Annotated in this window: 19 protein-coding genes and 1 pseudogene; 1 reads left to right on the top strand and 19 read right to left on the bottom strand. The window is 37.6% G+C overall.

All coding sequences use genetic code 11. From position 1 onward, the window contains the following. Positions 1 to 43: 43 nt before the first annotated feature. Positions 44 to 601, bottom strand: a complete 558-nt coding sequence (locus tag IGL80_RS04540) for an acyl-CoA thioesterase (RefSeq protein WP_002382741.1) — start codon at positions 599 to 601, stop codon at positions 44 to 46. A gap of 168 nt (positions 602 to 769) precedes the next feature. Between IGL80_RS04540 and IGL80_RS04535 the strand changes: the two genes are divergently transcribed. Then, complete coding sequence (locus tag IGL80_RS04535; protein WP_002404882.1) at positions 770 to 1,711, top strand: 2-dehydropantoate 2-reductase; 942 nt, start codon at positions 770 to 772, stop codon at positions 1,709 to 1,711. A 51-nt stretch (positions 1,712 to 1,762) separates the two neighbouring features. Here IGL80_RS04535 and holA read toward each other — a convergent pair whose 3' ends face one another. The 18 genes and pseudogenes from holA to IGL80_RS04445 all read right to left on the bottom strand — a co-directional run bounded on the left by holA (position 1,763) and on the right by IGL80_RS04445 (position 22,312). After that, entirely contained in the window at positions 1,763 to 2,791 is a 1,029-nt protein-coding gene (gene holA, locus IGL80_RS04530; RefSeq protein ID WP_002362655.1) for a DNA polymerase III subunit delta, read from the bottom strand. Between the two features lie 57 nt (positions 2,792 to 2,848). After that, a complete protein-coding gene (locus IGL80_RS04525; protein WP_002359721.1) occupies positions 2,849 to 5,113 on the bottom strand; it encodes a DNA internalization-related competence protein ComEC/Rec2 in 2,265 nt (754 codons plus the stop codon). A gap of 34 nt (positions 5,114 to 5,147) precedes the next feature. Next, positions 5,148 to 5,651, bottom strand: a complete 504-nt coding sequence (locus tag IGL80_RS04520; protein WP_002356697.1) for a ComE operon protein 2 — start codon at positions 5,649 to 5,651, stop codon at positions 5,148 to 5,150. Between the two features lie 122 nt (positions 5,652 to 5,773). After that, positions 5,774 to 6,451 (bottom strand): annotated as a pseudogene (locus IGL80_RS04515) (helix-hairpin-helix domain-containing protein). A gap of 63 nt (positions 6,452 to 6,514) precedes the next feature. Beyond that, positions 6,515 to 7,585, bottom strand: coding sequence for a SepM family pheromone-processing serine protease (locus IGL80_RS04510; RefSeq protein ID WP_002382735.1), 1,071 nt, complete (start codon positions 7,583 to 7,585; stop codon positions 6,515 to 6,517). Then, the gene (gene coaD / locus IGL80_RS04505) at positions 7,572 to 8,063 is read right to left on the bottom strand and encodes a pantetheine-phosphate adenylyltransferase (RefSeq protein WP_002356693.1); all 492 of its coding nucleotides are present in this window, start codon (positions 8,061 to 8,063) and stop codon (positions 7,572 to 7,574) included. Before coaD ends, IGL80_RS04510 begins: the two co-directional genes overlap by 14 nt. Position 8,064: 1 nt before the next feature. Then, positions 8,065 to 8,658, bottom strand: a complete 594-nt coding sequence (gene rsmD, locus IGL80_RS04500) for a 16S rRNA (guanine(966)-N(2))-methyltransferase RsmD (protein ID WP_002414371.1) — start codon at positions 8,656 to 8,658, stop codon at positions 8,065 to 8,067. 59 nt (positions 8,659 to 8,717) lie between these two features. Continuing rightward, positions 8,718 to 9,068 (bottom strand): YlbG family protein, encoded by a 351-nt coding sequence (locus IGL80_RS04495; protein ID WP_002359714.1) that lies wholly within the window; start codon positions 9,066 to 9,068, stop codon positions 8,718 to 8,720. Further along, complete coding sequence (locus tag IGL80_RS04490) at positions 9,058 to 9,492, bottom strand: YlbF family regulator (RefSeq protein ID WP_002356689.1); 435 nt, start codon at positions 9,490 to 9,492, stop codon at positions 9,058 to 9,060. Before IGL80_RS04490 ends, IGL80_RS04495 begins: the two co-directional genes overlap by 11 nt. Then, positions 9,489 to 10,613 (bottom strand): CAP-associated domain-containing protein, encoded by a 1,125-nt coding sequence (locus IGL80_RS04485; protein ID WP_002359713.1) that lies wholly within the window; start codon positions 10,611 to 10,613, stop codon positions 9,489 to 9,491. Before IGL80_RS04485 ends, IGL80_RS04490 begins: the two co-directional genes overlap by 4 nt. A 16-nt stretch (positions 10,614 to 10,629) precedes the next feature. Next, positions 10,630 to 14,058, bottom strand: a complete 3,429-nt coding sequence (locus IGL80_RS04480) for a pyruvate carboxylase (RefSeq protein ID WP_002359712.1) — start codon at positions 14,056 to 14,058, stop codon at positions 10,630 to 10,632. 32 nt (positions 14,059 to 14,090) lie between these two features. Next, on the bottom strand, positions 14,091 to 15,299 hold the full coding sequence (locus tag IGL80_RS04475; RefSeq protein WP_002356686.1) for an FtsW/RodA/SpoVE family cell cycle protein: 1,209 nt from the start codon (positions 15,297 to 15,299) through the stop codon (positions 14,091 to 14,093). A 3-nt stretch (positions 15,300 to 15,302) separates the two neighbouring features. Beyond that, a complete protein-coding gene (locus IGL80_RS04470; protein ID WP_002356684.1) occupies positions 15,303 to 15,608 on the bottom strand; it encodes a YlaN family protein in 306 nt (101 codons plus the stop codon). Positions 15,609 to 15,834: 226 nt separating this feature from the next. Continuing rightward, a complete protein-coding gene (recQ, locus tag IGL80_RS04465; RefSeq protein ID WP_002359711.1) occupies positions 15,835 to 17,604 on the bottom strand; it encodes a DNA helicase RecQ in 1,770 nt (589 codons plus the stop codon). Between the two features lie 317 nt (positions 17,605 to 17,921). Further along, positions 17,922 to 19,757 (bottom strand): translational GTPase TypA, encoded by a 1,836-nt coding sequence (typA, locus tag IGL80_RS04460; RefSeq protein ID WP_002356682.1) that lies wholly within the window; start codon positions 19,755 to 19,757, stop codon positions 17,922 to 17,924. A 220-nt stretch (positions 19,758 to 19,977) separates the two neighbouring features. Further along, positions 19,978 to 20,760 carry an inositol monophosphatase family protein gene (locus IGL80_RS04455; RefSeq protein WP_002359710.1) on the bottom strand — a complete coding sequence of 261 codons (783 nt, stop codon included), beginning with the start codon at positions 20,758 to 20,760 and terminating at the stop codon, positions 19,978 to 19,980. Continuing rightward, a complete protein-coding gene (locus tag IGL80_RS04450; protein WP_002356679.1) occupies positions 20,761 to 21,039 on the bottom strand; it encodes a UPF0223 family protein in 279 nt (92 codons plus the stop codon). 49 nt (positions 21,040 to 21,088) lie between these two features. Continuing rightward, entirely contained in the window at positions 21,089 to 22,312 is a 1,224-nt protein-coding gene (locus IGL80_RS04445; RefSeq protein WP_156194059.1) for a voltage-gated chloride channel family protein, read from the bottom strand. Between the last annotated feature and the right edge of the window lie 62 nt (positions 22,313 to 22,374).

Here is a 22,374-nt window from a genome sequence, read left to right as displayed (position 1 = left end):
AAAAAATGTCCAAGTCTGTTTTCACAAAGACTCGGACATTTTTTTATAAAGGTGAATCAATCCACGGTAAATCTGTTGTGAGATGTTGACTAAATAATTTAGTCTCTTCTCGCAAAGCTAAACGTTGTTGTCGTCTCGTTTCATAATTGGAACAAATCAACTTTTCTTCTGCAGTTTCTGGGACGACTGCCGCTAATTGGAAGTCACTTTCGGGATTCATATGAGACGGAATGGCTACAAAAGTTGTAAAACAAGTCGCCGCTAAATAACGCTCTCCAGTTGTTAAATCTTCTCCTACAACTTTAACAAATACTTCCATCGATTTATGATGCACGCCAGAAACAAACGTTTCAACACACACTGAGTGATTTTCTTTTAAAGGTTTTAAAAAATTTAAGTTATCTAAAGATGCTGTAACTGCCCCTCTCCGACAATGTCGTGAAACGGAAATGGATGCGGCGTCATCAATTAAAGACATTAATTTCCCACCAAATAGTGCACCAAAGGGATTTAAATCAAAGGGAAATACACGATGTGTTTGAATCACTCGTGATTCTCGACAAAATTTTTCTTTCGTCATTAACGATTCCTCTACTTTCATTTATAAACTTTTCCACGCTTTACTTTAGCTTACTTTACCATTTGATGCAATCCTTACTTTTTAGGAAACATTTAAAAAATAACAAATTTGCAAGTCCCATTTATTCATTTTTAGGAAAGTTGCTGTATAATAATAACGGTTAAAGAACTTTTAAGGAGATGGATACACATGAAAATTGCAATTGCTGGTGCCGGCGCTATGGGCAGCCGTTTAGGAATTATGTTGCATCAAGGCGGAAATGATGTAACTTTAATCGATCAATGGCCCGCGCACATTGAAGCCATTCGTAAAAATGGTTTAATCGCTGATTTTAACGGAGAAGAAGTTATCGCGAACTTACCAATCTTCTCACCAGAAGAAATTGACCATCAAAACGAACAAGTAGATTTAATTATTGCTTTAACCAAAGCACAACAATTAGATGCAATGTTTAAAGCGATTCAACCAATGATTACCGAAAAAACATATGTACTATGTTTATTAAATGGCTTAGGTCATGAAGATGTACTAGAAAAATATGTACCAAAAGAAAACATCTTGGTTGGCATTACCATGTGGACAGCTGGTTTAGAAGGACCGGGACGTGTTAAACTTTTAGGTGATGGCGAAATTGAATTAGAAAATATTGATCCTTCTGGTAAAGAATTTGCTTTAGAAGTCGTTGATGTCTTCCAAAAAGCTGGTTTAAATCCAAGCTATAGTAGCAATGTTCGCTACTCTATTTGGCGGAAAGCCTGTGTCAATGGCACGCTAAACGGTTTGTGTACAATCCTTGATTGTAACATTGCCGAATTTGGTGCACTACCTGTTAGTGAATCCCTTGTTAAAACATTAATCAGTGAATTTGCAGCAGTCGCAGAAAAAGAAGCCATTCATTTAGATCAAGCAGAAGTCTATACACATATTGCTCAAACTTATGATCCAAACGGTATTGGCTTGCACTATCCGTCTATGTATCAAGATTTAATTAAAAATCATCGTCTCACAGAAATTGATTACATTAATGGTGCTGTTTGGCGCAAAGGACAAAAATACAACGTAGCAACACCTTTCTGTGCCATGTTGACACAGCTTGTTCACGGAAAAGAAGAACTATTAGGAGCTAAATAATAAGAAAGTGCCAGAGACAATCGTTGAATGACGATTGTCTCTGGCACTTTCTTATTTTGCTTGCGCAGTCAATTTTAAAATAAATAATTGGAATAGTAATTCTTTATCCATTTGGCCCGTTTTCATGCGGTAATCATTTTCAACTAATTCATCATAAAGTCTTTCTAATCGAGACAATTCAAATCGTCGGACTTGTTGTAACGCTAACTTGACTCGATAAGGATGAACCTTTAATGTATCAGCAATATTCGCTTGTTGATAGCCCATCTTAGCCAAAATTTTTGTTTGTAGAAAAAGGCGAATCTGATTCAATAAGATTGCATTTAACTTAATGGTTTCTTCTCCTTGTAAAAGTAAATCTTCATACAATTGAACAGCTTTTTCACTGTTTCCAGAAAGTACTTCGTTGGTTAAGTCAAAAACATTATGTTCCAAAGACTTAGGGACTAATTCTTGAACCGCACCTCGTGTAATTGTCTTCGTTTCAAGGGCATATAAATACAGCTTCTGTAATTCTCCCATAATTTTTGATAAGTTCAAGTCTGTCAATTGAAGTAATAAATCAAAAGCATCGGAGCGAATAGTGTACCCTTCACTCTCAATCGTTTGAGAAATGTACTGACGAATAGCCTTTTCATCCATTGGATTGACATCAACTACTGTGGCATTTTTTTTCAATGCTTTGGTAATTTTTTTACGTTCATCTAATTTTTCATAAGAGGCCATAAAAACAAGAACAGTTGTTGGTGATGGACTTTCCAAATAATTCAATAAAAGATTGACATCATGTTCCACACCGTTTGTTTTTCTTTCGGCAGTTAAAAAGTAAGGATTTTCCACAAAGACAAGGCGATAATCACCAAAAAACGGAATTGTTTCCGCTTCAGCAATCGCTGCACTTAAAGGTGTTTCCTCCATATCAAATGAGAAAAAGTTAAATTGATCATCCTCTTCCGTCAACAATTCTTTCATCAATGTTGTTTTAAATAATTCAGTTAAATAAAGTTCTGTTCCTATTAATAAATAAACTGGAGCGATTTTTTGCTCTCGCACTTCTTTCAAAGCTTTTTGTAACTCCATTGGCTCGCTCCTTTTCTCGTTTCTCTTGTTTATCCTATCATGTTACTTCTGGAAATACTAGTCTTGTTCTTTAACAAATTTGGCTTTAGAAAGCCCTTGCCAGGGTAACCATTGATAATAAATCATTCCTTGAAGTTCGGTCCGATAATAATTTATTTTTTGCTCCTCCAGCGTCGCTAATGTCTCCTGATGAGGATGTTTAAAACGATTATTCAGTCCAGCTGAAATCAATGCTTCTCGCGGATTAAGCTGTTTGATAAATCTTTTAGTAGACGACGTTTTACTACCATGATGACCGACTTTCAAGATGTCGATTTTCAACTGGGGATAGCGAGCCAACACTTGTTCTTCTCCTTCGGCTTCCAAGTCACCAGTAAATAAAAAATGCCGTCCGCCTAATTGTGTGGAAAACACTATCGAGTCATTATTGCCCCCAATACTGCTCTTATTTGGTGATAAAATTTGAAAAGAAACGGGCCCATTAATTCGCTTGGGCGCTAAAATCGGCCGACAGTCTGTCCCGCTTTTTTGGAGTTGTTTCAAGACTTGGCGAAACGAAAAATTGGCTTCAGCTGCTCCTTTAGGAAAATAAAGAACAGAAATTGGAACCTTCTGCGCAATGGCTAATAAATCGCCAAAATGGTCTTCATGTGCGTGTGTGATGATCACTTCATCTAAACGTTTGACTCCTTGACTTTTGAGAAAAGGAATCACTGAATATTCCGCTCCTGATCGACTATTTTTCCGTTGCCGCCAAGCTTCTTTGTCAAAAGACAACCGCCCCCCTGTATCGATCAGTGTATTTTTTCTGTGAAAAGGCGCTTGGATAAACAAACTATCCCCTTGGCCTACATCGATCATTGCAACAATGCCAATTGGCGAAAGGTATTTACTATTTATCAAAACAATTAGTAGTCCGATTGAGAAAAAAATTTTTTTAGACTTGTCTGCTAAATAAATCATTGAAAATCCGATTAGTAATAACAAACTAATTTGTATCCAAGAATTTAAATAGCCGATGGTCAGCTTCGGATTTAAGTGAACTAGCACCCACTCAAATAAGCCATTCATTGTTAAAAATAGTGGTTCGAGCAAGGCTGCTAAATAACGTGCTGGCATAATAATCACTAGAAAAAAGCTCAACGTCAAAAGCGGTAACAAGAACCGTTCAAAAATTGGTAACAAGAGAAATGTTAAGAAACTTCCTAACAAGGGCCATTCATAAAATGATTGGACTAAAATAGGTAAGGGAGCCACAGCCAATAGGAAAGAGCCTAAACAATTTTTAATGAAAGGCGAAGAATAACCAACCAATGTTTGCTCTAAAAACAGCAGAACAAAGGAAAGTAAATAACTAAATTGACCGCCGACTGAAAAAAAGAGGGTTGGCTGAACAATCAAGTGCACTAAGAGAGTTAAACTCCAACAATCGAGGGCCGGAACCTGCCAATTAAACCGTCGATTGAACGTATTGAGGTTTGTTTGTAAAAGCGCCCGCATGACACTAACTGAGAATCCTGTTAAACCAGCATATATCAGTGAAAAACCGCATTGCCACAAAAAATAACTTTCTTGCGTTCGGCGAGCAATTCTTAGCATTAGTAAGCGAAATAAACGAAGGAAAAAAGAAACATGCATCCCTGACAAACTAAAAAGATGCAAAATGCCTAATGCTGAAAATTTATCGCTTATTTCAGCAAATTCTTCATTACGAAAACCTAAGAGCAACGCATTCATATACATTGCACTAGTCTCAGCAAAATTTTTCTGAATATGTACCATCGCCCACTTCCGCCAGCCGCTAATGATTTCTTTAAACCGCCAAGAAAAAAAGGAACGCGGTTGTCCTATCTCCTCAATGAATAAAATAGCTTCGATTCCTTGATTCTTTAAAAATAGTTGATAATTGAAGCCATTTTTGTTGGTTTGACCTTGGGGCGAGTCTAAAATACCTACAGCGGTTGCCTGAATGGTTGTGGTTAGTTGTTGCCATTGCTGTTTTTCTTTCACACTTTTTAATTGATAAAATGCCATCACTTTCTGCCTTTTGCCTTTTACGATCCAATTGGCAGGAAATTTTACTTGATCACCATCGACTTGTATTTCATCTGGTAATATCGTTAGCTGTCCTGACAAGCGGACTTCTTTAGGCAACAAAGAGACTGACTTTAACCACTGGAAAATCAATATGCCCCCTACTATTAAAAAACTGCACAAAAAACCTCCCAATATAACAGGAAAACTTTTTGTACAGACAATACGGATAACAGTGATAGAAAAAAGAAGAGCTCCTAATAGACTAGGTGCGAAAAAACACCACAGCCCACAACTAGTCAGCAGAGCTATGAAGAACCAATTATTCCTCAGCTGAGGAAGGATTGTCCTCAAGTGTGGCAAATTCTTCTCCCCATTGTAATTCGGCAAAATATTTTGGTACTAAAGTCACTTTTTCAACCGTGGCTCCTACTTGTTCAATTAAATTTAGGGCGTACGCATCATTACGGTAATCCTTTAAATAATAAATCTTTTTAATCCCTGCTTGTAAAATCATCTTTGTACATTGCAGGCAAGGGAAATGTGTCACATAAATTTCTGCCCCTTCTGTAGGGACGCCAAACTTCGCACATTGTAAAATTGCATTCATTTCTGCGTGGATTGTTCGAACGCAATGATTATCAACAACATAGCATCCTTCATCAATACAATGCGTTCCGCCACTGACTGAACCATTGTAACCTCCTGCAATAATTCGTTTGTCGCGAACAATGGTTGCTCCGACAGTTAACCGTGTGCAAGTACTTCTTAATGATAATAAGACGCTTTGTCCCATAAAATATTGGTCCCATGGAATTCGTTCCATAATAAACCTCCTTTATTTTTAATGACTCCTGTGTTCGATTTGCCAAATCATTTAATCTTATTACAAATAGTATGTTATCCGCATCCCATAGTCAAGAATTCTCAGGAATTTTCTGTTAAAAGTTAGCCAGTCACTGTCAACATGTCTTTTAAACGTTCTACTGTTTTCTCTCCAATACCTGGAACATTTTTCAGTTCCTCGACGGTTTTAAACGGTCCTTGTTCGTCACGAAAGCGAATAATCTCTTGTGCTTTTTTCGCACCTATTCCTGAAATCGTTTGTAGCTCTGCTTCTGTTGCCGTATTAAGGTTGATTTTTTCCTCCTGATTTTGCTGAGCAGGTGCTGATTCCTGCAGCGTTTCTAATGACTGTGCCACTGCTTCTCCTTTTTTGGGAACGTAAATAATCATTTGATCTTTTACTTTTTGAGCGTAATTGACCTGGGCAGTATCAGCGTCCTCGCTCACGCCTCCAGCTAAAGCTAAAGCATCCCAAATCCGCTGCTGATTTTTTAGTTGATAGATTCCTGGTACTTTCACTGCGCCTTTAATATCAACATAGATCATTGTTTCTGCCCTTTCTTTTGTGGCATCTGTGGCGACCTCTGCCGTAGTGGTCAGACTTGTCTCCTCTCACATTGTGGTGTCTACTCGTGGCTCTTTATTAACCATCAAATAAATGCCCACTAATAGAGTTATCAAAATAACTATAGACGCGCCACTACCTAGCAATAGCCACTTTTTAGGTAACTGTTTCAACCAATCCATCGTTTGTCCTCCCTTCAAAATATAATTACGCATTTTTTAACAAAAAAAATGCGCCTGGACCAAAACTCACTAGTAATTTTTGGTCCAGGCGTACTTTTATTTTAATTTCTCTAGATAGTTCAAGGCATCTTGAACCGTTTTTACTGGGACAATTTTCATTTTTGTCCCAATTTTTTTCGCAGCTTCTTGTGCTTCTTGATAATTCGATTTGATTTTCGGTTCAACTTTTTTCATTTCTGAAGTTATTTCATCATCGGGTGCAAAGAAAATTTCTGCACCGTTCTCACTGGCTGTTACAACTTTTTTGTCAATACCACCGATTCTACCAACGATTCCTTGACTGTTCATCGTACCTGTTCCAGCAATTTCATGACCTTTACGTAAATCTTTATGACTTAATTGTTCATAGGTCTGCAAAGTAAACATTAACCCAGCCGATGGCCCACCAATATCACCCGCTTCAATAGATACTGGGATAGAAGAATCAATTTCTGTATGATCGGTCAAACCAATACCAATCCCCGCTTTTTTATCTGTTGGCAATTCAATTAATTTGCCGGTCGCTTCTTTTGCTTTGCCATCTTGAATAAATTGAACAGTGACTTTTTGATTCACTTTTTGTGCTTTAATGTAATTCATTAATTCTTCACTGCTTTTAAAAGATTTGCCATCCACGCCTGTCACGGTATCGCCAACTTCAATTTTTCCTTTAAAACTTGAGTTGTCTTCCATCGCTAACACATAGACGCCTTTAAATTTCATCTCATATGGAACCTTCGCTAATTTTAAGGCTTGCTCAATTGCGGCGTTTTTTGAGGAATCCATATAGTATTGTTGAATTCGATTATATTCGCTATTACTACTATCTCCCATTAATTCTTTTTTGGACATGACTTCTTGAAAATCCGAAAAGTTTGCTTTTATGGCAGAAAAAATAGTGGCCGAACGAATGCCCACCGTTGTTAAATAAAAAGCACCTGACTGCGTATCTTTTTTTCCATCAACAGTTACAAACTCTTTTAAATTTTCTGTCGTTCCTGGTCCTTCAATATAATAAGGAATTGGGACGATAAACAAACCAATTAGCAGCAATGCCAATACCATTGGAATGAGTGATTTAAACGAAAATTTTTCTGTTTTTTTATTCATTATTTTAGCTCCAGTCATTCTTCTTTTGTTTTAACGCATGATAAATATTGGGAGGAAGATAGTCAGACACATCGCCTCCAAAACGTAAAACTTCTTTTAGTAAACTGGAGCTTACATGTGCATATGGTTCTTCTGCTAATAGAAAAACCGTTTCAATTTCTGGCGCCAGATGTTGATTCATTTTAGCAATGTCTTTCTCGTACTCGTAGTCTTTGACGTTTCTAATGCCACGAATCAAAAAATTAGCCCCTAATGATTTTGCACTTTCCACAGTTAACTGGGTTTCTTGCATGATAACACGCACATTTGGCATTTCTTTAGTTGCTTCTTCAATTAAATATTTTTTCTCTTCTGGCGTAAATAATGTTTGCTTACTTGTATTTATAAAAACGCCAATAATGACTTCGTCAAATAACTTCGCACTGCGTTCAATCAAATTTAAATGACCATTTGTCATCGGATCAAAACTTCCGGGAAATAGAGCAATTTTACGCATCTTACGCCTCCTGACGATAAATCGTTACTTGAGTGATTCCGTAAACGGTTTCTCTTGTTTTTTCTAGTGTACCAATCGTTTCTGGTAACTTGACAGTTTTATCTGTTTCACAAACGATAACGGCTTCGTTTGTTAATAACTGCCGTTCTAACATCTTTTCTAATTGTGAAACAATTTCTTGTTTGGCATAGGGCGGATCCAATAAGACCAAATCAAATTGTAACTTCTCTTCATAAAACTGTTCTAAGGCACGATTAGCATCCATTTTTCTAACTTCAAATTTTTCTGGTTCTTTTGTAATCGCAATATTTTCTTTAATTACTTTTAGTGCAGCAAAATTCTTTTCAATACAAATACTTTTATCCATTCCACGAGAAACGGCTTCAATCGCTAACCCGCCACTTCCTGAATATAAATCCAGCGCCATTCCGCCATCGAAATATGGACCAATCATATTAAAAATAGATTCTTTTACTTTATCTGTTGTGGGCCTAGTATTGTCGCCATCTAACGCTTTCAAGCGCCGGCCACCATATTCTCCAGAAATAACACGCATTGTTTCGACTCCTTTATCAATCATTCTTTTATAATTCATTATAACAAAAAGAGTGAAAAATGTTTGAAATTTCTCATAACATTTCTCACTCTTTTGCATTAGACATTCTCTGCTAAGCGAATCTCTGTAGATAATTCCTCTACTACATAGCCGTCGTCTTCTTGTTCTTGATAAGCCGCTTTGGTACCAATTTTTTCAGCAAAATTCATTTCGACATCTGGTCGATACGATTTATCGACACTACGAACAAAATGTAACTGATTAATTTTTTCCATGTTACTTTCAATATTTTCTTCATTCATGTAAATCACCACATATTTCATTTTTCGTGAAACATAGTGAATCAGTCCATATCGGCGTAACTGTTTTAACGGTTTTAATGTGTATACCCAAACAATTAGGCAACGACGCTCTTGAAGCGTAAATTCTTTTTCTTCTTTAGCTTGCATGGCAGCTTCCTCCACAACCTGAATGTTTCTTTCCTCGTTCAAAGAAAGGATTTCCAGCATCTACTTTAATATCTTCAGAAATTAGTTGCGCAATCTTTAAACCAATTGTATCTAGCAACGTTTGAACGTTTGTCTCAGCAAAACGATAATTTGCAACGATTTCATTTAAATCAAGCGCCCGCTTCGCTTTACGTAGGGCTCGCTGTTTCTCCCGAAAATCGGGTGCATGAATTCCATAAGCCTCTACTCGTTCAAAGGCTGACTTAGCTTCTAAAAATGCTTTTTGTAACTGAGCAACTTCCGCCGAAGCATACATAGCTTTTTTTGTTTCTTTATAGTTTTGAACAGCATCACTTTCTAAAAGTGCTGAAATTAAACATTCTGTTTGATCTTCAATTGCAAATAAATGTTCTGTCACAATCATAACTTTTCACTACTCTCCGTGATTTGCCTATTTTCTGGTCGTTTCTCTAATAAGACTAACACACCTTCATTGGAAAAGGCAACGCCCAATTCTGTCGTTTCTGACTCAGCAAAATAGCTATCATATTGCGGGTCCGAAAACCATGACAAAATAGTAAAGGTACTATCATAAACAGGTTCTTGGAAAATACCTGCTGGTTCTCTCAACGAAAGTTTGCTCGTTTTAACTAATAAAGAAAATTCGTCCTTAGTCAAATGAAAGGGATGAATGGCTGTATGTTCCTCTCTCGTTTGTAACAATTCTGCTTGTCGATTTGCCGACAAAATTGTTGGTGTATGGTTAGCCATCGTTTGATACAATGTTTGGGCATCTTTTTGGCTTTGTGTAGAAACTGAAAAAGCAACTTGATTTTCTTGCTGTTTAACCAGATTCATGACATAAATCGCTTGGTTACTTTGAACAGGATCGAAGGTCATTGACTGCGTTATATCAACTGGCAAAGGAGAACCTTCATTTAATTGATACGGCATTTCCGTGAGCAACGTTTCTTTATTGACATAATTGACTGCCATTAAACCGCCTGTCCGCTGATTAAAAAATAACACTGCAAAACTGCCATTATCAAAAGCAACCAGTGGTCGATAGTTCATATCTTCTTCCATCAGCTCGACATCGTAAGCTTCATGATGAAAATTAAATGCAAAATTCGAATAAATCGTCATTAAATCAGACAAGTCTGCAAGCTTCATATCTATCTTAAACGGTTCTATCATTTTGTCATTGTTAAAGGCCTTAATTGCGATGACTTTATTTTCTCGAACGTTGACCTCTAAGTAATCATTCATCGTCAAACCGAACGTCCATAATTCATACGTACGACCTGTTTTAATTTTTTCTTTAGGATTGCCAAACTGGCGGATAAAGGTTTCCGCATCTTTCCCTATGTATGCTGCGTAGCCAGAAGCTGGCAATTCTTCATGAGGAACAGCGGTGTGAGCGCTGGATAAGCGCCCACTTTGAGCTGTTTCGGTTGGTTTTTCAGCAGGGAAAAAAACTGGCTCTAAATATCCAATGAGTAGAACTGTTAAAAAAACAGCAGTAAAGGCCCAAAATCGCTTCATTTTTTCCCCTCTCATCTTATTTTTCTTTCACTTCTAATAACAAATCACCTGAGCTGATTGCTTCGCCTTCTTCAACATAAATGTGATCAACCGTGCCCGCAAAACGTGCTTCGATAGTCGTTTCCATTTTCATGGCTTCTGTAATCAGCAACGGCTGACCTTTTTCTACTTTATCGCCACGTTTGACCAATACTTGTAGAACAGAACCAGACATCGTTGCGCCGATTTGTTCTTTATTAGTTGGTTCCGCCTTTTGTTTTACTTGAACAGCAGACTTAATGGAGGCATCTTTAACTAAAACCTCACGACGTTGCCCATTCAAATTAAAGAACAAGACACGGTTTCCGTCAATATCAGGTTCGCCAATTTCATCTAAACGAATAATTAACGTTTTTCCTCGTTCAATTTGAACTTCCAATGTCTCTCCTTGACGAATACCATTAAAGAATGTTGGCGTATCTAATAAGGTTATATCTCCAAAGGTTTCGTATTTTTGACGATACTCTAAAAATACTTGTGGATACATTAAATAACTTAAAACTTCTTCCAATTTAGGTTGATACCCAATTTTTTCGGCTAATTCTTCTTGTACTTTCGCAAAATCAACAGGTGCTGCTAAGTCACCTGGCCGCTCTGTGAAGGCTGGTCGACCTTTTAGAATAATTCGTTGGAGCTCTTTCGGGAACCCACCAACTGGTTGACCTAAATCACCTTGGAAAAAAGTCACAACTGATTCAGGAAAACTTAGTTCTTCACCACGCGCATAAACATCTTGTTCTGTCAGATTATTTTGAACCATGAAGAGTGCCATGTCTCCCACGACTTTTGAAGATGGCGTCACTTTTACAATATCGCCAAACATCAAATTCACTGTGTGATACATTTTTTTGATTTCATCCCAACGGTGCCCTAAGCCTACCGCTTTTGCTTGCTGCTGTAGATTAGAGTATTGACCACCAGGCATTTCATGCATATAGACTTCTGTTTGCGGGGCATTTAACCCATTTTCAAATGGTTGATAATACATGCGCACATCTTCCCAATAATGATTGATTTTCTGTGCATTATCAATGTTAATAGTTGGCGTCCGTTCACCATTGACTAAAGCATAATATAGACTGTTCATACTTGGCTGGCTAGTTGCGCCACTCATCGCACTCATTGCGACGTCAACAATATCAACGCCTGCTTTAGTAGCTGCTGAATAAGTGATGATCCCATTGCCACTAGTATCGTGGGTATGGAGATGAATTGGTAAATCCGTGGCTGCCTTTAATTCACTAATTAAACGATAAGCAGCTTGTGGTTTCAATAAGCCAGCCATATCTTTAATCGCAATGATTTGTGCCCCTAAATTTTCCAATTCTTTAGCCATATCAAGGTAATATTGAACATTATATTTTGCTCGGGCTGGATCATTGATGTCCCCAGTATAACAAATTGCTGCTTCCGCAATTTTTCCGGTATCCCGAACGACTTGAATACTTTTTTCCATTTGAGGAATCCAGTTTAAGCTATCAAAAATTCGGAAAACATCGACTCCTTGGCGAGCAGATTCTTTAATGAATTCTTCAATAACATTATCAGGGTAATTTTGATAGCCTACCGCATTAGAACCTCTGAACAGCATTTGTAAAAGTGTGTTTGGCATCAACTGACGAATTTTTCTTAAACGTTGCCATGGGTCTTCGGTTAAGAAGCGATAGGCAACATCGAACGTAGCGCCACCCCACATTTCACTAGAAAACAGCTCAGGCAGGGCTGCATCAGTTAGACCAGCAATTGCTTTAAAATCTTGTGTTCTCACACGAGTAGCTAATAAACTTTGGTGCGCATCACGGAACGTGGTATCTGTCATTAACACACTTTCTTGATTCTTAACCCAATCAATGACGGCGGTTGCTCCTTGAGCGTCTAGAATATTTTTAGCTGTGATCACTTTTTCTGGAACTTCAATATCTGTCGGCACGCGCGGGGCTTCAAAATATTTTTTCTCCGTTCGTTCAATGCCAGGGAACCCATTGACCGTTACTTCTCCAATGTATTTCATCGTTTTATTGCCACGATCGCGCATACGAGGAAATTCAAATAATTCAGGTGTATTATCAATAAAGGTTGTTTTGGCTTCGCCAGATTGAAACGCTGGATAGCTCACAACATTTTGTAAAAACGGAATATTTGTTTTCACGCCACGAATCCGAAATTCTTTTAAGCAGCGTTGCATTTTACTGATTGCCTGTTCAAAAGAGAAACCATGCGTACAGACTTTAACCAATAAAGAATCAAAGTAGGGCGTCACAGCGTAGCCAGAATAAGCATTCCCTACATCTAAACGCACACCAAAACCACCTGGTGAACGATACGTATCGATTTTCCCTGTGTCTGGCATAAACTGGTTCAGGGGATCTTCAGTCGTAATCCGACATTGAATAGCCGCGCCTTTTAATGTCAATTCGTTTTGTTTTGGCAAATGCATATCTTTATGCAAATCAAGCCCTTGTGCAATTTGTAATTGAGAGATCACAATATCAATATCTGTAATCATTTCTGTGATAGTATGTTCTACCTGAACACGAGGATTCACTTCAATAAAATAAAACTGATCCCCTTCTACTAAAAACTCAACCGTTCCCGCATTCACGTAGCCGACATGCGCCATTAACTGTACAGCAGCCGAACAAATGGCTGCTCGTTGTTCTTCATTCATTGATACACATGGTGCGACTTCTACCACTTTTTGGTGGCGTCGTTGAACGGAACAATCACGTTCAAATAAATGCAAGACATTCCCATGATGATCGCCTAAAATTTGTACTTCGATATGTTTAGGATTAGAAATATACTTTTCAACATAAACCTCGTCAGAACCAAAGGCTGCTTTCGCTTCACTTTTTGCTCTTTCGTAACCTTCTCGTGCTTCTTTGGCATCGTGGGCAACGCGCATCCCGCGACCGCCGCCACCTAAAGCAGCTTTAATCATGATAGGAAAGCCATGCGTTTCACCAAAAGCTACAACCTCTTCCACCGTTGCTACTGGCCCATCTGAGCCTGGAATCGAAGCAATCCCCGCAGCTACAGCTGCTTCTTTCGCTTTAATTTTATCGCCAAAAATATCTAAATGATGTGTTTTAGGTCCGACAAAAATGATTCCTTCTTCTTCACAACGTTCGGCGAAGCGTAAGTTCTCTGATAAAAAGCCATAACCAGGATGAATGGCATCTGCTCCCGATTTTTTGGCAATTTGGATAATATTTTCAATGTCTAAATAGGCTTCAATTGGTTTTTTCCCCTTACCAACTAAATACGCTTCATCTGCTTTGAAACGATGAACAGAATACTCATCTTCTGCAGCATAAATCGCTACTGTCTGGATATCTAATTCTGTACAAGCTCTAAAAATTCGAATCGCAATTTCGCCACGATTGGCAACTAATACCTTTTTCATAAAGTCACTCCTACCATCAATTTCCTTCAAATTTATTGGTTCTGTTCTAAAGATAAATAGTACTCATTTTCTAATTTCTGACGTGTTTCATCTGCACTGATATTCAGGACAAAGGCCACAGCAATCGAAATAATCAGCAAACTATTCCCACCTTGACTCAAGAACGGGAAAGTAATTCCTGTTAATGGAATAATCCCAGTAATCCCACCAACATTAATAAAGACTTGAATTAATAACATTGTACCAATTCCAATACACATTAGTGAATTAAAAGGTTTCTTCGAGCGTACACCGACTAAAATAATTCGCGCAATCATAAACATCAACAATCCTAAAATCGCTAGACCGCCGATAATGCCTAACTCTTCTAAAGTAATCGCAAAGATAAAGTCCGTATGTGCTTCTGGTAAAAAGCCTTTTTTCTGAACACTATTCCCTAGACCTTTGCCAAACCAGCCGCCATTACTGATTGCATAATAAGAATTAGCTAACTGATGGCCTAAGTTCCGTTCATCTAAAAATGGATTTTTAAAAACAGCAAAACGATTATAAATATATTGATAACGCGCTGGGAAAATTTTTCCTTTAGACATAATTAATAACTGAATAGCCGTGATACTACCTAAAATGCCCAAGCCACCGACCAAGTAGGTATACATATAATTAATCCCACTTGCTAAAACCATCACGATGGTAATTAATGTTAGAATGGCCGCATTCCCGAAGTCAGGCTGGATTGCAACTAGAGCAATTAATACAAAAACGAGCATCAACGGTCGCCCGGCAGCTTGTTTAAATTGATCCATGCCTCCATTAATTGTCTTTTGTCGCCGTGCTAAAATATAAGACAGATACCAGACAACCATAATTTTTAAATACTCAGCTGGTTGCATCGAAAATCCACCAATCTCAATCCAACCACGTGCGCCATTAATTTCTTTCCCGATACCAGGAATCCGAACGGCTAAAACCATAACCGTAATTACTGCAATGGCAAACATGATAAAACTTCGATTCTGGAAAACGGATGTTTTCATCTTATAAATAAAAAACATTGCAACTAACCCTACTACCCAAAAGGCAACCTGGTTAATAACGAATGACGTAGGTGAAAAACCTTTCATTACTTGTAATGCGGATGTGGAACTATATACCATAATCAATCCCACGATACTTAAAATTAAATATGGAATAAAAATACTATAGTCTAGCAAATGCCGTTTCTTTACTTTGTTTGGCAAAGCTTAACCCTCCTTGCCAATCTCGTTTTTTTCTTGTGTTTCTTCATAAACATCTGTATATAATTGATTCAATTCGCGTTCTAAATCACTTAGTAAGCGATGTCCTTCATCATTAGTTAAAATCCCCAAACGGGTCGCATAGGTCACTTGTCTTGAAAAACCATACATTTGTGTATCCACCACTTCTTCAAATGCTTTACATTGAGAAATGCACAAACTGTTTTTTTGATTACGAATAAGCATTTTAATGCGTTCTGCATCGTCTTCTAATAATTGAATGGCAAATTTCTTTGAAATTCCTTCGTCCATTTGTACAGAACCTCCCTATCTTAATTAAATAATTATAACATAATTCTCAGTTAGATACATGATGATTTCAGAAAATTTCCTTTAAGAAATTTTCTAAAACCAAGCGATATATTAAGTAAGAAATCTCTTTATATAACAAGCTTATTTTATCAATACAACAACAAATACATTAAAAGACTTTTTCCTTATTTTCTGCTTTTAATTTTAAATAAAATAACAAACTATATCATTTTTTTATCTCTTGATATTCTTTAATTACTTCTAAAAAGGCGGTGCCATATTTATCTAATTTATTTTGGCCGACCCCTTTTATTTGCAATAATTGAATCGTTGTTTGCGGTAATTTTTCACACATTTCTTTAAGTGTACTATCGGAAAAGACTACATATGGCGGCACACCTGTCTCTTGAGCCATGTCCATACGTAATTCGCGCAATCGTTCAAACAAGGCATCATCCACTGCTACTTTTCGAACTTTTTGGTCTTCTTTTCGGAAGACTTTCCGTTTCCCTAAAAGCACCTGAACACCTTCTGTCGAGACTGATAACAACGGAAATTGCCCATCAGAAGGAATTAAATAACGTTCTGCTGTCAAATAATCAATCAGCTGTGTGACTTCTTTCTGCGTGCGACCTTTCATTAGTCCGTATGTTGGCAAACGATCAAAATGCCATTGATCAATTTTTTGATCTTTTGAGCCAGTCAAGACTTTACCAACTAAGCCCTTACCGAAACGTTCTCCCATACGTTTTACACAAGACAAGACTTTTTGGGCATCGACCGTAATATCGACTAATTCTCGATTATCCAGACAATTCGAGCAGCGACCGCAGTCCGTCCCTTCTTCACCAAAATAGCGTAAAATATATTTTTGTAAACACATTTGTGCATTCGCATATTGTGACATTTCCCGTAATTTCAAGTACTCTTTCTGCTTATAATCAATGGTCATTTCAGATTGTTCAATAAAGTATTGTTGAATTTGCAAGTCTTGTGGAGCAAACATTAACACAGCATCACTAGGCAGACCGTCACGACCAGCTCGGCCGGCTTCTTGGTAATAAGATTCAATATTCCCTGGTACTTGTGCGTGAATGACAAAACGAACATTACTCTTATTAATCCCCATACCAAAGGCATTTGTTGCTACCATCACTTGCACTTGATCATACAAGAACGCTTCTTGATTTTCACTACGTAGCTGTTCACTCATGCCCCCATGATACATCCCAGCCGCAATTTTTTTATTTTCTAATAAATGATAAATTCGTTCAACTTCCTTCCGCGTGCTTGCATAAATAATACCTGATTGCCCAGTATTCATCTTTAAATATTCCAAAAGAAAAACGTCTCTATTTTGATCTTTCACGACTTGAAAAGATAAATTTTCTCTAGCGAATCCTGTTTTGATTTCATTTTCTGATGGAATTCTTAATTGCTTGACAATATCCTCCGCTACTTGTGGCGTTGCTGTTGCTGTTAGTGCAATCACAGTTGGTTGCTGTTGAAATTGATCGATAATCTCTGCTAAACGCAAATAGCTTGGACGAAAATCATGCCCCCATTGTGAAATACAGTGTGCCTCATCTACTGCCAATAAATCAATCGGTACATGTGTCAGCATCTGTTGAAAATCATAAGATTCTAATCGCTCTGGCGCAACATACAATAGCTTGACTTCTTTGTTAACCGCTAATTGAATACGATGATTCATTTCTTGATAGGAAATGGTACTATTGATATATGTAGCTGGAATCCCCATTAAATTCAGGGCATCTACTTGATCTTTCATTAAAGAAATTAATGGTGAAATCACCAATGTTAAATTATCCAGAAGTAAGGCTGGCAACTGATAACAAATCGATTTGCCTCCACCTGTTGGCATAATGCCTAAGACATTTTCTTGTCGCAATACATGACGAATAATCGTTTCTTGTCCTGGCCGAAAATCATCATAGCCAAATGTATCTTTTAATAATTCTTGTAATGCACTCATTTATTGCGCTCCAATCTTTGTTCTACAAGTCATTTTAACACGCTAATCTAACAGGAACAAGGTGTGTTAAAACAAGACACAATCGTGAAACACCAGTTAACGTGAAACATCAAAAAGAATGAAAAATTGTGAAAGCTTGCTATCAAAAGCTTTCAAAAATAACGACATTTGCTTGTTGTGGATAACGAGTAGTTATCCACACATAAAAAATATCCTTATCTTAAAAATACGCATTAATCCATTTTTTTCATAAAAAAAACCAACTATTTTCGTAGTAAAACGAGCATAGTTGGTTTAAATGTTTATTTGTCGAAAAATTATTCAGCTTTTTTCTTTTTCTTGCTTGCTTTTTCGCGTTCGTTTTTGTTAAGAATTTGTTTTCTTAAACGGATGCTTTCTGGTGTTACTTCACAGTATTCATCTTCATTCAAGAATTCTAATGATTCTTCTAACGTTAATTTTTTCGGTTTTTTGATGACTGATGTTTGGTCTTTGGTTGCCGAACGAACGTTAGTCATTTGTTTAGCTTTTGTGATGTTCACAGTTAAATCGTTGTCGCGGTTGTTTTCCCCAACAATCATTCCTTCGTAAACTTCTGTCGTTGGTTCAACGAAAACTGTACCACGTTCTTCAATACTCATAATTGAGTAAGTCGTTGCTTTACCAGTATCGATTGAAACTAATGCACCTTGATGACGGCCACCAATCGTTCCTTGAATCATTGGTAAGTATTGATCGAAGGTGTGGTTCATAATACCATAACCACGAGTCATTGATAAGAATTCTGTTGAATAACCAATTAAGCCACGAGCTGGTGCTAAGAAGATTAAACGCATTTGTCCGTTACCGGCATTAATCATATCTTGCATTTCGCCTTTACGTAAACTTAGTGATTCAATCACGCTACCCATGTATTCTTCAGGTGTGTCAATTTGAACACGTTCAAATGGTTCACATTTAACCCCATCAATTTCACGTTCAATAACTTCTGGACGAGAAACTTGTAATTCATAGCCTTCACGACGCATATTTTCAATTAAAATTGATAAATGCAATTCGCCACGGCCTGATACAGTCCAAGAATCTGGGCCAATTGGATCAACACGTAAAGATACGTCTGTTTGTAATTCAGCCATTAAACGTTCTTCGATTTTACGAGCGGTGATGTATTTTCCTTCACGTCCCGCAAATGGAGAATTGTTAACTAAGAAAGTCATTTGTAAGGTTGGCTCATCAATGTGTAGAATTGGTAATGCTTCTTGATTGTGAACATCTACAACTGTTTCCCCAACGAAAATGTCTTCCATTCCGGAAACGGCAATTAAATCGCCCGCTTTTGCTTCATCAATTTCCACACGTTGTAGGCCAAAGAAACCTAAAATTTTCGTTACACGGAAATTTTTCACGCTGCCATCTAATTTCATCAACGCAACTTGGTCGCCGACTTTCATTGTGCCACGGAACACACGGCCAATCCCAATACGTCCAACGTAATCGTTGTAGTCTAGTAATGAGACTTGGAATTGAAGTGGTTCGTCTGAATTGTCAACTGGAGCTGGCACATGTTCAATAATTTTATCAAAAATTGGGGCCATTGTTGGCTCTTGATCTGCTGGATCATCTGATTCACTTGAAGTTCCGTTTAAAGCAGAAGCATAAACAACTGGGAAATCTAATTGATCGTCGTCTGCTCCTAATTCGATGAATAACTCTAAAACTTCATCTACTACGTGTTCAGGACGAGCAGAAGGTTTGTCAATTTTATTAACAACCACGATTGGTGTTACTTTTTGTTCTAATGCTTTTTTCAATACGAAACGTGTTTGAGGCATTGTTCCTTCATACGCATCGACAACTAAAACAACACCGTCTACCATTTTCATGATACGTTCTACTTCACCACCGAAGTCCGCGTGTCCTGGTGTATCTAGAATGTTGATACGTGTACCGTTATAATCTACGGCTGTATTTTTTGCTAAGATAGTAATTCCACGTTCACTTTCAAGTGCATTGGAATCCATTGCACGTTCTTGTAATTGTGTGTGTCCATCTAAAGTGTCAGATTGTTTTAAAAGTTCATCTACTAAGGTTGTTTTACCATGGTCAACGTGGGCGATAATTGCCACGTTACGAATATCATCTCTGTATTTCAATTTAATTGCTCCTTATCTATATACGCTTATGTTACTTAAGTCCATAAAAGCCGACTGCTTATTATAGCAAACTTTTTTCATTAAAAAAAGGCTTTCGCCTGCAAAAATAATGAAAGTTTTAGAAATTATTCGGCTTTTTCTGAAAACAAGGACATTTTTTTACAAATTTTTCTCTTTTAAAAGAGGAAGAGCCTTACCTTTCAGCAACGCTCTTCTTGGATTATTCCGATTCATTTAAATATCGGGTAAATACTTCATCATAGGTTTCAGGAGTTGCTGCAATAAAGTATTCACGGCCATCAAAAGTTAATGGTTTTCCTGTAATACCAGAGTATTTAAACCCAAATTCTTCCAAAAGTACTAAGCCTGCTGCATAATCCCAAGGACTTAGATTAGATAAATAGCCATGATGGTTGCCTTTTAACATAGCAATAATTTCCAAACCTGCACAACCGCTAATACGCACGCCCATGCTTGCTTGTCCGATTTCCGTTGCGTGATGAATATTTTTTCCATGCATGTAAGCATTCATGCCCCATAATCCATCTGCCAAGGCTTTCATAGTAGGCGCTTTTAATAATTGATTATTCCGATAAACGCCAAGCCCTTTGCCGCCCCAATAAAGTTCTTCTCGCATCACATCATAGATAAAACCTAATTTACCAATGCCGTCTTCATAAACAGCTAACATAATACAAAAATTTTCTCTTTCCATCACGAAATTCATTGTGCCATCAATCGGATCGATGATCCACACGCGACCAGCAAAACTTTTTAAAGTATTGTAGCCTTTCTCTTCCCCTAAAATTTGATCTTCGGGAAAATTTGTTTGAATTTTATTCATTAAAAATTCTTGGGTTTGTTCATCCATATTTGTCACTAAATCGGTGCGGCCATTTTTCTGTTGAACGGTTAACTCTGATTCCAAGTTCATTCGAATCACATCGGCTGCTTCAAAAAGCCAACTTTGAATTGTTTGAACAAATTTTTGCGTTTCAGTCATCTAATCATCCCCCAGCTTTAATTTACCGCTTCCCTGTTTTTTAGCTTGTTGAAGCGTACGATATAACGAATATCCTGAAGCATTTTCAAATTCACGACCTAAGCGTTTTTCTTCGCCGATACTTTTAACGACCGTTTTAAATTGTTGATAAGTTGTTAAAAATTTATCAACAGGCAAGCCTGTTTCGTTGGCTTGCTCAACTGCTGTCCACATATTAGTGACAATCACCATTTCCTCTGTCGTCCAATCTAAATCTAATGGATATTGATAGTCTTTCATGTCTTCACCTCATCTTCTCTAGTTTAGCATATTTTCATAAAAAAACATCTTATTTACGTCGATTTTTTAATGCATTAAAGAGAGGATATTCTGCTGTTCCTTTGCGATACAAACTTTGTTGTGAAGCATAAATACCGCTATTTCCTGAACACATAAAACTGATTAAGCAGACCATGAAAAAATAGACCGCCGCTTCACTACCAAATAGTTCAATGCCCATAATGAAACAAGCAATCGGCGTATTCGTGGCGCCAGAAAAAACACCAATAAATCCTAAACCTGCTAAAAAAGGAATTGACAGATGTAACAAAGGGGCCAAAGAACTCCCTAACGTAGCCCCAATTTCAAACAATGGCGTCACTTCTCCTCCTTGGAATCCGGCACCCAAGGATAACACCGTAAAGAATAATTTCCCAACAAAATCAAAAGGCTGCGCATTGCCTGCAAAAGCATCTTCTAATAAAGGTAAACTCAAGCCTAAATAACGCTGGTTGTTTGAGACGAGCACAAACAGAACGACAATGGACGCCCCAAGAAACGCACGAAGGTAGACATTAGCAAACCAATTTGCATAGGTCTTTTTTAAAAAGACAATGGAACGACTAAAAACCCAACCTGCCAAACCAAAACAAATCGATGCCAAAAATAATTTTACAAATAGTTCAACCGACCAAGTCGGAATTTTGCCCATCGGATAATGCGTATGTGTTACACCAAAACTTTCAGTTACAAAATTAGCAAATAAGCCTGCAAAAAAACTTGGGAAAAGTGCCTCTGCACGAACTTTTCCAATCGCCAAAACTTCTAATCCGAAAACGGTTCCCGCTAATGGTGTGCCAAAAACAGAACTAAAACCTGCACTAATTCCGCTGATAATAATTACTTGTCGTTCCAAAGCGGACAGTTTAAAGACTTTTCCTACAGCATTCGCGATTGCGCCCCCCATTTGCACCGCCGTCCCTTCACGACCAACAGAACCACCAAATAAGTGCGTAGTAATCGTGCCAAACAATGTTAAAGGAATTAAGCGCAAGGGAATATCTTCTTCCCCGCCATTGCCTTGTTCAATCACTAAGTTATTTCCTCGGCTAGCATTTTTCCCAAAACGCGTATAGAAATACGTAAAAACGACACCGCTAATGGGGAGGATAAAGAGTAACCAAGGATTTGCTAAACGAACATCTGTTACATAGGTGAGACTCTTTAAGAAAAAGGCGGATAACGCCCCCATAAATAAACCAATAATTGCGGTAATGAGCAACCATTTTGCCATATAACCGCCGATTGATAGTAGTTGCTTTGTTTCTTTTTTCACTTTACATGCTCCTTTACAAT

The organism is Enterococcus sp. DIV2467a, from assembly GCF_050532945.1.
Lineage (GTDB): Bacteria > Bacillota > Bacilli > Lactobacillales > Enterococcaceae > Enterococcus > Enterococcus faecalis.
Note: the sequence above shows the minus strand (reverse complement) of the source record. Positions and strands in the feature narration are given on the sequence as shown.

Bases quoted from the DNA above. Each gene is read 5' to 3' on its own strand.
- IGL80_RS04540 (WP_002382741.1), bottom strand. From the start codon at position 601: ATGAAAGTAGAGGAATCGTTAATGACGAAAGAAAAATTTTGTCGAGAA.
- IGL80_RS04535 (WP_002404882.1), top strand. From the start codon at position 770: ATGAAAATTGCAATTGCTGGTGCCGGCGCTATGGGCAGCCGTTTAGGA.
- holA (WP_002362655.1), bottom strand. From the start codon at position 2,791: ATGGAGTTACAAAAAGCTTTGAAAGAAGTGCGAGAGCAAAAAATCGCT.
- IGL80_RS04520 (WP_002356697.1), bottom strand. From the start codon at position 5,651: ATGGAACGAATTCCATGGGACCAATATTTTATGGGACAAAGCGTCTTA.
- IGL80_RS04510 (WP_002382735.1), bottom strand. From the start codon at position 7,585: ATGACTGGAGCTAAAATAATGAATAAAAAAACAGAAAAATTTTCGTTT.
- coaD (WP_002356693.1), bottom strand. From the start codon at position 8,063: ATGCGTAAAATTGCTCTATTTCCCGGAAGTTTTGATCCGATGACAAAT.
- rsmD (WP_002414371.1), bottom strand. From the start codon at position 8,658: ATGAATTATAAAAGAATGATTGATAAAGGAGTCGAAACAATGCGTGTT.
- IGL80_RS04495 (WP_002359714.1), bottom strand. From the start codon at position 9,068: ATGCAAGCTAAAGAAGAAAAAGAATTTACGCTTCAAGAGCGTCGTTGC.
- IGL80_RS04490 (WP_002356689.1), bottom strand. From the start codon at position 9,492: ATGATTGTGACAGAACATTTATTTGCAATTGAAGATCAAACAGAATGT.
- IGL80_RS04485 (WP_002359713.1), bottom strand. From the start codon at position 10,613: ATGAAGCGATTTTGGGCCTTTACTGCTGTTTTTTTAACAGTTCTACTC.
- IGL80_RS04480 (WP_002359712.1), bottom strand. From the start codon at position 14,058: ATGAAAAAGGTATTAGTTGCCAATCGTGGCGAAATTGCGATTCGAATT.
- IGL80_RS04470 (WP_002356684.1), bottom strand. From the start codon at position 15,608: ATGGACGAAGGAATTTCAAAGAAATTTGCCATTCAATTATTAGAAGAC.
- recQ (WP_002359711.1), bottom strand. From the start codon at position 17,604: ATGAGTGCATTACAAGAATTATTAAAAGATACATTTGGCTATGATGAT.
- IGL80_RS04455 (WP_002359710.1), bottom strand. From the start codon at position 20,760: ATGACTGAAACGCAAAAATTTGTTCAAACAATTCAAAGTTGGCTTTTT.
- IGL80_RS04450 (WP_002356679.1), bottom strand. From the start codon at position 21,039: ATGAAAGACTATCAATATCCATTAGATTTAGATTGGACGACAGAGGAA.
- IGL80_RS04445 (WP_156194059.1), bottom strand. From the start codon at position 22,312: ATGGCAAAATGGTTGCTCATTACCGCAATTATTGGTTTATTTATGGGG.